Raw genomic sequence first — 15,190 nt, 5'->3', positions numbered from 1 at the left:
GCGCAAGACACGGCTCGCCGCACCACAGCGACAAGACCCGCGCCCGTTGCGATGGATCGCAACCAGAGGCCTGGCCATCACCGTGCGGGACATGCACGGGTTTGGCGGGCCGACATGCCGATGCTTCCAGACAAGAGGGGAACGATGAAACCTACTGCCATGCGTGCGATCCACAGCACCCTAAGGTGCAGCGGATTTGCGCTGTTGCTCTGCGCGGTGCTGCCGACCGCATTAGCCGACAGCCACAGCCGGGATCGCGATCGGGACGATGATCATTCCGACACGCGATTCTCGATCGAAAAGGCCTCCTGGGATGCCGACGACCGTCGACTGGTGGTCAAGGGGAAACGCGGTCGCGACATGGTCGTCACCGTCGTCAATGCGGCCGACCCGACGCAGGTGCTCGGTCGCGATGACGACGATGACGACGACTGGCGTATCCGCAGCCGCCAGCCTTCTCCGGTACCCTGTCGCGTGCGCGCCATTGCCGAGGACGGCACCACGGTGGAGGCCGACGTGCGCCGCGCCCCTGCCGACTGCGGCGCTACCGATCCCGAAACACCGCCTGATGACCGTCCATCCATCACCATCGAAGTGGCCTCCTGGGATGCCGACTACAGTCGACTGGTGGTCAAGGGCGAGCGCGAGCGCAATCTGCTGATAACCGTCGTCAATGCAGCCGACCCGGCACAGGTGCTCGGTCGCGATGACGACGATGACGACGACTGGCGTATCCGCAGCCGCCAGCCCTCTCCGGTACCCTGTCGCGTGCGCGCCATTGCCGAGGATGGCACCACGGTGGAGGCCGACGTGCGCCGCGCCCCTGCCGATTGTGGCCCGACCGATCCGGAACCGCCGCAGCCGCCCGAGCCGCCGCAGCCGCCGGAACCACCACCGAGTAACGATGCACACGCCGGAATCGAACGCTACGACGGCCCATCCACTTGCATCGCCTGCCACCAGACGGAGGCGGAGCAGATGCACGGCTCTGTGCATTACCAGCAAAGCGGCCCCACGGACTACGTGACCAACATCTTTGGCCCTGCCGGAGAGCGCTGGAACGGCGCCCCGGGTGACGGCTTCAGCGGCATCAACACCTACTGCGGCGCGCATCTGAACAGCCCGCGCTTCACCTGCGCCGGTTGCCACGTGGGCAACGGCCGCTTCCCGACCACGCCGGACGCCTTCGCGAGCCTGGCCTACGAGGCACAGCAAAAGGAACTGGCCAATATCGACTGCCTTACCTGTCACCAGGAAAAGTACAAGCGCTTCCCGGACCCGGCCGGCGGCTTTGAGACGCTGCAGATCGTCGCTCAGGGCGCCGACGGCAAGCCTGATCCGGCGCTTCCGCCGATCGAGCGTACCGGACTGTCGGGCATCCCCATCGTCGATCCGATCACCGGAGACTTCGACTTCGTCCCCGCGGATCCGACCAATCCAGACCTGGCCGGTGCCCCGGTACCCCTGATGGACATCTCCGCTGTCGAAGCGGCCCGGACGGTACATCAGACCACCCGGGCGTCCTGCCTCAGCTGTCACGCAAAGGCCGGTGGCGGCGACGGCACCAAGCGTGGCGATCTGTCCTCGCTACTGGCAAATCCTGATCCCCACATCGACATGCACATGAGCGACGCGGGTGCCGGTCTGGTCTGTGCGGACTGCCACGACGCTGGCGGACACCGGGTCATGGGGCGTGGTGTGGACCTGCGGCCCAACGATGTGCCCGAGCGGCTGACCTGCACCGGCTGCCACGATGAGCGTGTGCACGGAGACTACAGTGCTACCGATGGCCGAGCCCGCGATACCCATGCCCTGCGCGTCGCCTGCCAGACCTGTCACATCCCGACCTTTGCCAAGGGCATGGCCACCGAGGTCGCCCGCGACTGGGAGGATCCGCACTGGTCCGACAGCGCCTGCAACGGGCGTGGCGGCTGGCTGCCACGAGAGGACAAGCTGGCCAATCTGATCCCGACCTACCAGTGGTTCGACGGCACCAGCGAGGTGTATTACCTGGGCGAGGACCTGACCAATGTCCCGACCGTTGCGCTGAGCGATGCCGAGACCAGCGCCCTTGGCCTTCCCGCGGGCAGTGAGGCGTATGTGCTCGGCATTGGCAATGGTGGCGTCAACACGCCCGGGGCCAAGCTGCATCCGATGAAGGAACATCTGAGCAAGAACGCCCGCAACAACGTCACCAACACCCTGGTCGCGCACTCCACCTTCGAGTTCTTCCGTACCGGCAGCTTTACCGATGCGATCCTCAGCGGGCTGGACCAGACCGAGGGCATGAGTCGCGACGATCCCTACGAAATCGTAGGGGTGCACACCTATCAAAGCATCAACCATGGTGTGGAGAGCGAAGACAGTGCCCTGGCCTGCGGCGCCTGCCACAGCAGTCTGTCGGGTGGTCCGGTGCGCATGGATCTGCAGGGAACCCTCGGCTACCAGCTCAAGGGGCCGGAGCAGCAAGTGTGCACCCAGTGCCATGAGTGGGAAGGCAGCATGAGCTTCGTGGAGGTGCATCAAGAGCATGTGGACGACAAACGTCGCGATTGTTCCGTCTGTCATAGCTTCAGCCGCCCCGAGCGCGGGCTCAGCACTGCATTGTTGTTCGATGACTAAGGCGTGAGCGCCTGCCCGACGCTGAAGGATCAGCGTCGGGTTTCGTGTTTTGCAAACCCCCGGCCAGTTTTAAGCGGCAAACGCACCGCAACACCGAATCCACCAAACCGGGTCGAGCGGTAAAAATCAATCTTGCCGCCGTAGAGTTCCACAATCTCCTTCGCGATCGAGAGCCCGAGCCCATGGCCGGATACGCGCTCGTCCAGACGGGCACCGCGCAGGCCGATGGATCGCAGCTCCTCCTCGCTGCAACCTGGCCCGTCATCCTCGATGCACATGCGAACACCGTCCTGATCGGCGCCCACCTGGCAGGCAACGGTCCGTTTCGCCCACTTGCATGCGTTTTCCAGCAGGGTGCCCAGGAGTTCCAGCATGTCTTCCCGATCCGCCAGGATCGAACCCTCCGTGGAGCCGTTCAGGTCCACTTGGCACTGAATCACCAAGTCCTTGGCCGGATACATCCGCAGCAGCAAGGCCTTGAGTGCCGGCAGTTCCGCCGCCGGTTCGAAGCTGGAACCCGCATGCCCGCTACCGGCGATGCGGGCTCGTTTCAGTTCTCGCTCCACCAACGCCCGAACGTGATGTATCTGCTCTCGGCAAATCGCGCGTTCCGCCGGAGTCAGGGGAGGCCGATCCTGGGCGAGGAGTTGCAGCACCAGGTTCAGCGGCGTCTTCAGCGCATGGGCCAGATTGCCGGCGGCATTACGCGATCGCTCCAGTCGCTTGCCATAGACGGACAGCAACCGATTGACCTTCTGCACCAGGGGCTGGATCTCGCTGGGAACCTGTTCCGTCAGCTGCGATGTTTCTCTACCCTCCAGGCGTTCGATGTCCTGATACACCGGCTCGAGGGCTCGAAACGTCCGGCGCACGATCAGGCGTTGCAGCAGCATCGCTAGACCGAAGCCGAAAATCGCCAGCAGGGCGAGCAATCGCTCGAAATCGTGCAAGACCTCCAGCAGAGGCGCCAGGTCCTCCGCCACCGTGATGGTGACCTCGTCGTTGCCCAGCCGATAGCCCGCACTGCGCACAAGCAGGCGCTGGCCGAGGATCTCCCGGCTGTTCCAGTGCCGGACCTCACCGGGCCCCATCAATCCGTAGTCGATATCCTGATCCCAGAGAGAGCGCGACCGTCTCCGCAGGTTCTGCTTGCTGTCTATGATGTAGTAGTGACCGGAGAGGGGCTGGTGGTAGATGGATGTGACCGCCAGTTCCGGTTCCAGTCGCTGCCCCGTCGGATCGCGCCGGAGCCGACCGAGCAAGGCCTCGGCATCATGCGCGAGACGCGACAAGACATAGCCCTGGGTGCTGCGATGCAGGGTTTCATGCCCGAACCACCAGGCAGTACCGATCAACGCGGCGAGGCTCAGCACGAGGCCGAAGTGAAGTCGGGTTTCGATCGATTGCATCCGCTGACCTGTCCGTCCGGCGGCGGTGACTCCCGTTCAGGGGTTGGAGGGAAACACGTACCCTTGGCCGCGTTGCGTGACCACATGGGCGGACCCAATCTTCTCCCGAAGCCGGCGTACATACACCTCGATCAGGTTGCTGCCGTGTTCCGCGTGCTGGTCGTAGAGATGTGTGAGCAGACGTTCCTTGGACAGCACCTTGTCCGGGTGATGCATGAAATAGCGAAGCAGGCGAAACTCCATGCCGGTCAGGCCGATCTCCCTCTGATCCGGCAAACACACACAATGACGGTCCTGGTCCAGCATCAGGCCGGCCAGGGTCAAGGTGGTGCTGCTGTGGCCCGTGGTGCGTCGCAACAGGGCCTGAAGCCGGGCGAGGAGTTCTTCCACATGGAATGGCTTGCCCAGATAGTCGTCGGCTCCAGCCTTTAGACCATCGACGCGCTCATGCCAGGCATCACGGGCCGTCAACACCAATACGGGGGTGTCGACACCCGTGCTTCGCCATGTTTGCAACACTTCGAGTCCAGGCCGGCCGGGGAGGCCAAGATCGAGGATGATGGCATCATAGGCGATGTCACCACCGAGAAACCCGCCATCGATCCCGTCCTCCGCCCAGTCGACGGCGAATCCCTCCAGTCTCAGCCGTTCCTTCAGGCCCTGGGCCAGCGCGTGATCGTCTTCAACCAGGAGCAGCCTCACGCGCGCTCAATCCTCGCGTTCCTCTTCATATTCGTACAGTTCACCCGTTGCAGCGTCGAATTCCATCTCCCACACCTGTCCGCTATCATCGAGCAGGTAGATCTCGTAGACATAGGCGTCGTGTTCGCTCTCATACTCCAGTTTGGCCTCGATCAGCAAGCCATCCCGCAGCGCATGCGCCCTCTCGATGAAATACGACAACGGCTTGATCACGCCTGAGGAAAACAGCCGACGGGCCAGGGCGGCATCGTCCTCTCCGTCCGGATCCGCCACAGCCGCGACGGAGAACACCACCAGAGCGACAAGCGACGTTGCGGCACGATTGCCGACGATGGAACGCAGCACCATGAGAGGCAGCAACCGTTAAGGGAGTATCCGATCGAACAAGTCATCGGATCGGAGGCGCCGGCCAAGAGTGCAGTGTCCCGCGGCGCCGATGATGGCAGGCCGGCGGTTAACCGGCTATCTGCCTGTAAGATTCGACGCCGCGGGATCCGGACGCGTCCGATCAGGCTTCCGCCGGCACAATATCACGATAGGCATGCCAGGTGGCATGGCCGATCAGCGGCATGGCGATGAACAGGCCGACATAGAAGGTCAGCAGGCCGACGCCGACGAAGAACACGATCAGCGCTGCCCACAGGGTCATCGCCGGCCAGTTCTCGGTCACCGCCTTGACGCTGGTACGGATGGCCGTGAAGCCGTCCACCTTGCGATCCATCAGCATGGGTACGGAGATGGCACTGATGGCGTAGGCCAGCCAGGCGAGCAAGAAGCCGACGCCGATGCTGGCGAAGGCGAAGGCCGGGTTCTTGCCCGACAGGAACACGGTGCTGAAGAAGTTCTCCAGTGGCGGGTGCATGCCGGTGTAGAGCAGGGCAAAGAGGACGAAATTGGCCATCATCCAGAGTTGCATGATGATCAGCAGGCCAGCGGTGATGACGCCGAGTTGGGCCTGATTGCCCTTCCAGGCCTCGAGGAAATGGCAGAAATGCAGCGGCTCGCCGCGTTCCAGGCGGGCACTCATCTGGTACAGGCCCAGACCGATCACCGGGGCCAGCAGATAGAAGCCAGCGGCCAGGAAGGGCACGATGAAGGTCAGGCCCTCCACCATCAGGCCCAGGGTCATGAGGCCGCTGATCAGGACGATGACCGCGCCATAGGTCAGGCTGTACTTGCGCGCCCGGATCATGTCCTGCCAGCCACGCTCGATCCACTGCCAGGGTTGTGCGAGGGTGACGCGATTGACGCGGATCTCGTCGGGCCGGATGTCACCGGCGACGGCGGTATGTTCCATGGTTCGAAATCCTCCAGATGCTTGCTGTCAGGTACGTGCTGTCAGTTTCTTGCTGTCGTGCTGCAGACGATTGGTTCGCCAGCAATTTCAAGATGATGGAAATCTTGACAAAACGCAAGCAATTCAATTTTGAGGATTGATTTTTTTCATGGACAATCGGTTGCCAAATAGCGGGTTACCAGAGGGCCGCTGGAGGTTTCCCCTGAATCGACAATCACCCGGCAATGACTCGGCGATGCATCAGCGGCGCTGCAGTGCCTGCCGCACCCGGGCGAACCGAACATCCAGCCCGTCGACATCCGCCGCTGGCGTGGCGCGGTACCAGTCCTGCAACAGCGTCCAGACATCGCTGTGGCCAGGGGCGTCGTCCGCCCCGTCGCGAATGTCCCGATGCGGCTCGCGCCGATGCTGATCTTCCAGGTGCTCGCGCAGGCGCGACACTTGCAACGCCATGCGTTCCGACTGCAGTTCGGCAGGGGAGTCGACGCCGGAGCTGATCTCCAGTTGCAGGCAGAGCGCGACACGGCGCCGGGCATTGTCCTGCATCTGCTGTTGCAACGCGTCTCGCGCCTGCCCCCGGGTCGCCCGCAGCACCTGCTGAAACGCCGCCTCCAGACGGTCCGCCAGAGCGTCTTCTGCTGGGGGCCCCTGTGTCCGGGGGCCGTCCATCGGCGCGTCCGCAGGCGAGGGCTCCACCGTGTCCGGGTCCGAGCCTGACTCCGGGCCCGCCAGCGGCGGCAAGGCGGCCCACTGTCGGGCCAGTGCCTCGGGGGCCTCGGGATCATCGCCGCCGAAAGCCTCGACCAGCCGCCGTGCGGCCTGATCACAGAGATCCGCCCGCGCCTGCACCTGTGCCAGCGCCGCCCAGCGCTCGGCGTCCCGCAGCGCGTCCCGCCGTTCACGGGCGGCTGTGGCTGCAGTCTCCCAGCGCCGCCGCAGGGCAGCAGCGGCATCGCGGGGCAGGGGGAGTGCCTCGGTGTCCTGCCAGCGGCGTTCCAGTGCGTCCAGCGCCCGCTGTAGCGCGGCAGCATCGGCGGCCGCGCCGGCCTCCTGTTCCAGCTCGGCACAGATGGCCTGGCGGGTTGCAAGGTGCTCGCGCCACGCATTGTCCCGGGCTGCATGCTGGGCCGCCCGACGCTCGAACACCGCATCACTGGCGCGGCGAAATGCCTTCCAGAGGGCGTTTTCGTCGCGCTGGCGGTTGGGGACGGTGGTTGCCCACTGCTGTTGCAGCGCCTTGGCCGCGGCGATGGCCGTGCCCAGGTCGGGCTCGTCGACCAGGGTGCGCATGCGTTCGATCAGGTCCTGTTTCAGGGCGGTGTTGCGCGCACGTTCCTCGTCCAGGGCCTTTTCCAGCCGACGCAGCGACTTGCGGAAGCGTCCCTCCAGCGCGCGATGCCGGGCATGCGCCACCGGCCCGAGTGCGGCCCAGGCCTGACGCATCTCGCGGTGGGCGCGGGCGGCCTTCTTCCAGTCCACCCGCTGCCAGTCCACCTGCGCCAGAAAGGCCTCCAGTTGCCGGCACAGGGCCTCGCGCTGGGCCTGGCTGGCCGCGCGCAGCTTGGCCTGGGCGTCGAGGAACGGACGACAACGCTGCTGCACCTGTTCAGCGGCGGCATGAAAACGCTGCCACAGGGCCTCATCCGCCGGGGCGCCATTGCGATCGAATCCACGCCACGCGGCCTGCAGCTCGTGCAGCCGGTTGGCGGCGGGTTCCAGCGGGTGCTCGGCGTCCGCGGCCAGCGCCTCGATCTCGGCGCAGAGCTGCTCCCGATGGGTATCGGCGCTCCAGCGGCGCCAGTGTTGCAGCTCCCGCAGCCGTGGTGCCACGGTCTTGAGATGCGTCTCGGCGGCGCTGGATTCTGCCTGCCTGAGCCCCGCCTGGCGCGCATGCTCCAGGGTGGCCGCCAGGCTCTGATACACCGACTCGGCCTGCTTCAGCCGACCCTGCTCCACCAGTTCGTCCAGTTGTCGCATACGCTCCGGCACTGCGGCGAGCTTTTGCTCCAGTCGGTGTCGCTGGCGCTCCAGACGTTGCTGCAACCGATCCAGGTCTGCGCCACAGGCCGCCACCTCGGCGTCTTCCGCGGGCAACTGCGCCAGGCGTCGGCGAAGGTCTGCCAGGCGTCGTCTGCCGGGCCCGGCATCCTGCTCCAGCGCCGCCCGGATGTCCGCATGCAGGGCGGCGGCGGTCTCGACCCGAGATGGCGGCAGGGCCGCATGTGCAGACGTTTCCGGCGCAGCGGCTGGCGGGGCTTCCGGCGACCTGCCGGCCGGCCCATCCGCAGGGGATTCCGGCGCCGGTGCCGAAGAGAGGGGTTGAGACGATTGCCGAGTAGGATCAACCGGGGTTTCCGACAAGGTCTTGGGCTGGGCCTCCGGCTGGGCTTGCGGCTGGGATTTTGGGTGGATGTCCGGCGGAGTTTCTGGCGGGACTTCCGGTGCCGCGCGCTTGGCCGCCTCGGCCTCGGCGCGTGCCCGCGCCTGGCGTTCGTAGCCATCGAGGAACGCCTGTCGCAGCCGCCGGCGGCGTTCCTGCTGGTCCGGGCCCAGTTCGCCTTCGATCTCGGCCCACTGCTGGTCCAGGTGGATGAGCAGCGCATGATCCTGCGACCAGGTGTCGAATCGCCCCAGTCGCGACAGCTTGTCGCAGATGCCCTCGCAGCGGGCCGTGACCAGATGCGCCCGCTCGGCCCGCTCGGCGATGGCCTTGAGCCGGGCCTTGGCCAGCCGGTAGACACGTTTGTCGCGGTTGCCGATGCCACGCAGGATCTGCTCCAGGGCATCGCGACCCTGCACCCGCTCCGCGGCCTGAAGGCGATTGCTCGCCAGCGGATCCTGCAGCGCGCAATCCGCCAGCACCACCTCGTCGGTCACGGCCTGGATGGCCGTGAGCCGCAGCTGCGCTTCATCGCCCTGCCGCGCGACCAGAGCCAGCAGCGCAGGGGACGCGATCCGCGCCAGTTCAGCCAGGCGGGCATCCAGGCTCGGCGCCTGGTCATCGGCGCCGCTCAGCAGACGGCGGTAACGGGCGTTGGCCAGATCGCGCACACCGGCATCGGGGTCCTGCTCCGCGACCCGCCGCAGCGTGGCGAGGTCCGACAGCGCGCGGCAGGCGTCGCGTCGCGCGGCGCTGTCGGGATCCGTCAGCGCGATGTCGAGCAGTCGGGTGGGGTCCGTCGCGGCGGTAGCGTCGGCCCTGGTGCCGAACAGTCGCTTGAAGAACATGGTGGCCTGACGTCGTTACGAAACATTGAACGCGGATTGTACCCTGTTGCCGCGGCGTTTTCGGGCTTTCGCTGCCCGTTCTCCGTGTGCCCAGCGGCTTTGCGGTTGATTCCGTGGTTGTCTGGGGGTTGGTCCCGTGCTTGAACTGGGGTCTCGGCCGCGTGACGAACGAACTCAGCGGCGCAGGAAGGGGTTGGTCAGGCGCTCCTCGCCGAGCTTGCCCGCCGGGCCGTGGCCCGGGATGAAGGTGACATCGTCGCCCAGCGGCAGCAGGCGGTCATGGATCGACGCCAGCAATGCGGCATGGTCCCCACGGGGAAAATCCGTGCGGCCGATGCCGCCACGGAACAGCACGTCCCCCACCTGGGCGAGCCGAGATGCCTGGTGATGGAACACCAGGTGGCCGGGGGTATGGCCCGGGCAATGCAGTACCTCCAGGCGCTGTTCGCCCACCTGGAGTGCGTCGCCCTGGTGCAGCCACTGATCCGGCTCGAATCCGGGCTGTTGCGGCAGGCCGAACATCTGCGCCTGCTGCGGCAATGCCTGTAGCCAGAAGGCGTCATCAGGGTGCGGACCGCGGATGGGCAGCCCGAGCCGGGCCGCCAGTTCCGGTGCGCCGCCGACGTGGTCGAGATGGCCGTGGGTCAGCAGGATCGCCACCGGACGCAGTCCATCCTGCTCCAGGGCCGCGACGATACGCTCCACCTCGCCCCCGGGGTCGACGACGGCGGTCTCCCGGGTAACGGGGCAGGTGAGCAGGGTGCAGTTCTGCGCGAACGGCGTGACGGGAATCAACGTGTAATGCATAGGGCTCTGGAAGAGGTTCAGGCGCCGCGTCCGGGGCGTGCCGACAGCACCGGCCGGGTGGCGGACAGGCGGTCGTACCAGGTCAGGGAGTTGCGGTCGAACAGCACCCACCACAGGCCGATGCCCAGGGGTGCAAGGGTCACGGCCGCCAACAGCAGCCGACGCATCGCATCCGCCGCAGTCAAGCCGGCGCCATCGCTGCGCACCAGCCGGGTGCGCCAGGCGCGCATGCCCAGGGTCTGGCGTCCGCCGGTCCAGAAGTAGCCGTAGTACAGTGCCACCACCGCCAGCAGATAGACCTGAAAGCCGACGCGAAAGGGTCCGGCGATGGTTTCGTGGCCTGTCAGATGGAACGGCGTATAGTACAGGCCGGCCGCCACCACCAGGACGCCGAACAGCAGCATCAGATCGTAGAGCATGGTGGCGAGGCGGCGCAGCAGACCCGGGGCGCGGGCCCGGGCAAGGGTCTCGGCGGTAATGGGGGCGGCGGACGCGGAGGCCGCGGGGGTCTCGGAATCAGTCATCGGACGCGGTTGGGATGAGTCAGTCGGGCAGCAAGGTCAAATCGCCATTCTACAGACTGTTGCGGCGATTGCCGATGCCGGTGATCGCGATCCTGATTGGCCTGATCGCCGGTCTCGGCGTCTGGGGCGTGCTCGATCAGGTGCAGAGCCGGGCCATCGAGCGCATCTTCGGCAAGGAACTGCGGGCCCGCCTGGACCTGCGCGCTCGCGAAAGCCTGCTGCGGTTTGACCAGCACATGGCCAACTACGCCGCCACCGCCCGGCTGCTGGCCAACCATCGCCGGCTCGCCCAGTACCTCGAGCCGCTGTTCTGGTTTCCGGAAGAGGACATCACGCCAGTGGTCTACAAGGGGTTCCGGCCTTTCTGGCTGCCGGACTTCTTCGACCGCAACGCCTTGCTGGCGCCGAGCTACGTGCTGCTGATCGACACCCGCGGGCGGGTGCGCGAGGTCTATCAGGCGGTGGAGCAGGCCATGCCGGCGGACATCCTGACGGACGCGGGCCAGTGGATCGGCGACGACGAGGACGTGCATGCGGTGCTGACGCGCGCTGGCCCGGCGCCCTTTCTGATCGTCAGCGATCGCGTGGAGGACGCCAGCGGCTACCGCATGGGGCATCTGGTGGTGGTGATCCCCATCGACGCGGCCTTCCTCACCGCCGCCGAGGGCACAGTGTCCTCGGACAGCTCCGTGGTGGCGCTGGTAGACGCCGACGAGCAGCGCATCCTGGCCAGCAACGAGCCGCAGTCGCTGCTCCCTGGCAGCCTGATCGAGGACTGGACGGCGGAGTACCTGGTCACCTTGCAATCCCTGCCACGGTACGAGGCGTCCAACTGGAACATGCTGTTCGCCACCTTCATTCCGCATCGCAGCGTCGCCAAGATGTCCGAGCGGGTGGTGGACTTCGAGCGCCGGCAGCGGCTCATCGCCGCGCTGGCCTTCATCGGCGTGTTCACGCTGCTGATCTACCTGGTATCAGTACGGCTGAACAAGGTGCTGACGCGCATGTCGCGGTTTTCGCAACGGGCGCTTGAGATCGAACAACCGGGATTCAAGCAGGGTGGCAACCAGCTGTTGCTGCTGGAAGACTGGATCCAGCACTTCACCAACCTGGTGCTCCGGGCACGGGAAGAGATGAGCCTGCGTCACGCCCACGAACTGCGCGAGACGGAGGCGCTGAAGGCGGCCATCATGGAGGCCTCGCTGGACGCCATCGTCACCCTGAGCCAGCGCGGACAGATCATCGACTACAATCCCATGGCGAGGGTGATGCTGCGCTTCACCCCCGCCGACATCCTCGCTGCGGACTTCGCGACGCAGTTCCTCGACCCCGCCGAGCACGCCGCATTCGCCGCCATGCTGCGCGACTCCACGCGGCGACATGGCGACGCCCAGGCGCCCTTCGCCCGTGGCGAACTGCAGGCACGGCGCATGGACGGCTCGCGGTTTCCGGTGGAGATGTCCATCGTGCCCATCGATGTCGACGCAGAGCGTGTCTACACCCTCTACATCCACGATGCCACCAAGCGCAAGGAGGCAGAGCGCGAGATCAAGAGCCTGGCGCGCTTCGCCAGCGAGAGCCCGAACCCGATCCTGCGGGTGACGGGAGACGGCGGCATCGCCTACGCCAATGCCGCCAGCCTGCCGTTGCTGGCCCACTGGGGAGGCGCCCCCGGCGAACGCCTGCCCACGCCCTGGATCGAGGAGGTACGTGCGGCCCTGGACAACGGCAACACCAGCGAGCACGAGGATGACCAGGGCGGCCAGATCTATTCGCTGCTGTTCGTGCCGGTGGCAGATCCGGGCTACGTCAACATCTACGGGCGCGACATCACCGCCGTGCGACGGGCGGAGCAGGAGTCGCGCCAGCACCAGTCGGAGCTGGTGCATGTCTGCCGGCTCAGCACCATGGGCGAGGTGGCCACGGGCATGGCGCATGAGCTGAACCAGCCCCTGTCGGCCATTGTCAATTACGCCAACGGCGCCAGCCGCCGGCTGCAGAACGACAGCGGCGACCGCGAGGCGCTGGTGGACGCCATGCGCCACATCTCCAGCCAGGCCCAGCGTGCCGGAGAGATCATCCGCCGCCTGCGGGCCCTGGTGGGCAAGCAGCCACCGATCCGCTCGGTGGTGGACCTCAACTACCTGGTGCGCGAGGTCTGCGGCTTTGTTGAGTTCGAGGCCACCCGGCTCGATCTACAGTGGCAGCTGGCGCTGGCCGACGGCGAGATCCCGGTGAACGTGGATCTGGTGCAGATCGAACAGGTGTTGCTGAATCTGGTCCGCAATGCCATGGACGCACTTGAGGAGCAGCCGGCCGACGCGCGCCGGCTGGAGATCAGCACCTGGGTCGAGGACGGCTGGGCGCTGGTGCGCATTGCCGACAACGGCCCGGGCATCCCGCCGGAACGCATGACGCATCTGTTCGATCCCTTCTTCACCACCAAGGAGAGCGGCATGGGCATGGGGCTGCCGATCAGTCTGACCATTCTGGAAAATCACGAGGGCACCATCTGGGCGGAATCCGCCCCCGGGCGCGGGAGTCGTTTCTATGTGCGGCTGCCGGTGGCAGCATCATCGATCGGCGACGGCATGACCGACGCCGCCGGACCGACCGCTGCGCAAACCGCGGGGGACAGCAGCCGATGACCCAGGTGACAACGGTCTTCGTGGTGGACGACGACCAGGCTATGCGCGCGTCGCTGCAGTGGCTGATCGAGTCCATCGGCATGCGGGTGGAGACCTTCGACTCGGCCCAGGCCTTTCTGGACGCCTACTATCCCGGGCGCGCCGGCTGCCTGCTGCTGGACGTGCGCATGCCCGGCATGAGCGGGCTGGAGCTGCAGGCCTACCTGACCCGACGGGAGATCCGCATCCCGGTCATCATCATCACCGGCCATGGCGATGTGGCCATGGCGGTCAAGGCGATGAAGGCGGGGGCGGTGGATTTCATCGAAAAGCCCTTCGATGACGAGGAACTGCTGAACAGCATCCGCAACGCCCTGCAACATGATGAGAAGCAACGCGCCCTGCGGGCCCAGCGCGCCGCCATTGCCATGCGGCTAGCGGAGCTCACGCCGCGCGAGCACGAGGTGATGAGCATGGTGACCGACGGCAAGTCCAACAAGGAGATCGCCGCCGCCCTAGGGGTCAGCGCCAAAACCGTCGAAGTGCATCGCGCCCGGGTCATGGACAAGATGCGCGCCAACTCCCTGGCCGAGCTGGTGCGCATGGCGCTCATCGCCCGCGGCGAGCCGACCTGAATCCGTCGCGCATGCCGACGCCCGCACGGAGCGAGGCCGCGTCCTGGTCCTGGGCCTTCTACGACTGGGCCAACTCCGCCTTCGCCACCGTCGTCATCGCCGGCTTCTTTCCGGTGTTCTTCGCTCAGTTCTGGGCCGCGGATCTGACCCCCGCCGAGAGCACCCAGTGGCTTGGCTATGCCGGCAGCACCGCCAGTCTGCTGCTGGTGCTGAGCGCCCCGGTGCTGGGGGCGCTGGCGGACCAGATCGGCGCGAAGAAACGCTTCCTGCTCGGCTTCACGCTGCTGGGCGTGCTTGCCACCGCAGCGCTGTTCTGGCTGCAGGCGGGCCAGTGGCAGGCGGCGCTGGCGCTTTACCTTGCCGGACTGCTGGGTTTCTTCGGCGGCAATATCTTCAATGACGCGCTGATTACCGACATCGCCGTGCCGGAGGACTACGAGCGGATCTCCTCCCGGGCCTATGCACTGGGGTACCTGGGTGGCGGGCTGCTGTTCGCGCTGAATGTGGCCATGGTGCTCTGGCCCGGCGCTTTCGGCTTCGCGGACAAGTCTCAGGCGGTGCAGGCGGCCTTTCTGGGGGTGGCCCTGTGGTGGGCCCTGTTCTCGCTGCCACTGGTGCTGTTCGTGCCGGAAAGCCGGGGCGCCGGCCGCCACGCCCTGGGCAGTGCGGTGCGCAGGGCCTTCGGCGAGCTGTGGCGGACCTTCCTGGAGGTGCGCCGGCTGCCGAATACCTTTCTGTTCCTGCTCGCCTACTGGTTCTACATCGACGGTGTCGACACCATCGTCTTCATGGCGGTGAAGTATGGCCTGGACCTGGGGTTCCCGGATTCCAGCCTAATGGTGGCCCTGTTGATCACCCAGTTCGTCGGCTTTCCGGCGGCCCTGGTCTTCGGCCGTCTCGGCGCACGCTGGGGGCCGAAGCCCGGCATCCTGCTGGCCATCGGCGTCTACGCCGGCGTCGTGCTGGCAGCCACGCAGATGAGCCGGGTGGAGCATTTCTATGCCTTGGCCGTCACCATCGGTCTGGTGCAGGGCGGCATCCAGGCCCTGAGTCGGGCGCTGTTTGCCGGCCTGATCCCCGCCGGGCGGACTGCCGAGCTATTCGGTTTCTACAACATGGTCGGCAAGTTCGCCGCCGTGCTGGGGCCGTTCCTGGTGGGGACCACCGCGGCCCTGACCGGCGAGCCACGGCTGTCGTTGCTGCCACTGCTGGGGCTGTTCCTGGCCGGTGCCCTGCTGCTCTGGCGGGTGGACGTGCGCGCCGGACGCGCCGACGCCGTGATGCTCGGCGATGATCGGCAACGATAGATTGACCCCGTTGCCAAGGCGCGATTGATCGC

General features: G+C 66.3%; 11 protein-coding genes. 4 read left to right on the top strand and 7 right to left on the bottom strand.

Translation table 11 applies throughout. From position 1 onward, the window contains the following. Window positions 1–144 precede the first annotated feature (144 nt). A complete protein-coding gene (locus F2Q65_RS06070; RefSeq protein WP_150091429.1) occupies window positions 145–2,622 on the top strand; it encodes a hypothetical protein in 2,478 nt (825 codons plus the stop codon). A gap of 29 nt (window positions 2,623–2,651) precedes the next feature. Here the strand turns inward: F2Q65_RS06070 and F2Q65_RS06065 are convergent, their stop codons facing one another. The 7 genes from F2Q65_RS06065 to F2Q65_RS06035 all read right to left on the bottom strand — a co-directional run bounded on the left by F2Q65_RS06065 (window position 2,652) and on the right by F2Q65_RS06035 (window position 10,589). After that, window positions 2,652–4,031 (bottom strand): sensor histidine kinase, encoded by a 1,380-nt coding sequence (locus tag F2Q65_RS06065; protein ID WP_150091427.1) that lies wholly within the window; start codon window positions 4,029–4,031, stop codon window positions 2,652–2,654. A 36-nt stretch (window positions 4,032–4,067) separates the two neighbouring features. Further along, entirely contained in the window at window positions 4,068–4,733 is a 666-nt protein-coding gene (locus tag F2Q65_RS06060) for a response regulator transcription factor (protein ID WP_150091425.1), read from the bottom strand. A gap of 6 nt (window positions 4,734–4,739) precedes the next feature. Then, window positions 4,740–5,081 carry a PepSY domain-containing protein gene (locus F2Q65_RS06055; RefSeq protein ID WP_150091423.1) on the bottom strand — a complete coding sequence of 114 codons (342 nt, stop codon included), beginning with the start codon at window positions 5,079–5,081 and terminating at the stop codon, window positions 4,740–4,742. 160 nt (window positions 5,082–5,241) lie between these two features. Further along, on the bottom strand, window positions 5,242–6,030 hold the full coding sequence (locus tag F2Q65_RS06050) for a DUF2189 domain-containing protein (protein WP_150091421.1): 789 nt from the start codon (window positions 6,028–6,030) through the stop codon (window positions 5,242–5,244). Window positions 6,031–6,270: 240 nt separating this feature from the next. Continuing rightward, complete coding sequence (locus F2Q65_RS20160) at window positions 6,271–9,258, bottom strand: DUF349 domain-containing protein (RefSeq protein WP_150091419.1); 2,988 nt, start codon at window positions 9,256–9,258, stop codon at window positions 6,271–6,273. 174 nt (window positions 9,259–9,432) lie between these two features. Next, window positions 9,433–10,065, bottom strand: a complete 633-nt coding sequence (locus F2Q65_RS06040) for an MBL fold metallo-hydrolase (RefSeq protein WP_150091417.1) — start codon at window positions 10,063–10,065, stop codon at window positions 9,433–9,435. A gap of 17 nt (window positions 10,066–10,082) precedes the next feature. Further along, window positions 10,083–10,589, bottom strand: a complete 507-nt coding sequence (locus F2Q65_RS06035) for an RDD family protein (RefSeq protein WP_150091415.1) — start codon at window positions 10,587–10,589, stop codon at window positions 10,083–10,085. 74 nt (window positions 10,590–10,663) lie between these two features. On the opposite strand from F2Q65_RS06035, the gene F2Q65_RS06030 reads away from it, so the two are divergent. From F2Q65_RS06030 to F2Q65_RS06020, 3 genes are read left to right on the top strand one after another with little or no spacing between them, the layout of a single operon-like run. Then, the gene (locus F2Q65_RS06030) at window positions 10,664–13,237 is read left to right on the top strand and encodes a PAS domain-containing sensor histidine kinase (RefSeq protein WP_150091487.1); all 2,574 of its coding nucleotides are present in this window, start codon (window positions 10,664–10,666) and stop codon (window positions 13,235–13,237) included. Continuing rightward, window positions 13,234–13,851, top strand: a complete 618-nt coding sequence (fixJ, locus tag F2Q65_RS06025; protein WP_150091413.1) for a response regulator FixJ — start codon at window positions 13,234–13,236, stop codon at window positions 13,849–13,851. The genes F2Q65_RS06030 and fixJ overlap by 4 nt, the downstream gene beginning before the upstream one ends. An 11-nt stretch (window positions 13,852–13,862) precedes the next feature. Continuing rightward, window positions 13,863–15,158, top strand: coding sequence for an MFS transporter (locus tag F2Q65_RS06020; RefSeq protein ID WP_150091411.1), 1,296 nt, complete (start codon window positions 13,863–13,865; stop codon window positions 15,156–15,158). Window positions 15,159–15,190: the final 32 nt, after the last annotated feature.

This window comes from Thiohalocapsa marina, assembly GCF_008632335.1.
In the GTDB taxonomy this organism is placed as follows: Bacteria; Pseudomonadota; Gammaproteobacteria; order Chromatiales; family Chromatiaceae; genus Thiohalocapsa; species Thiohalocapsa marina.
The sequence above is the reverse complement of the archived record's forward strand: the minus strand, read 5'-3'. Positions and strand labels throughout refer to the sequence as shown.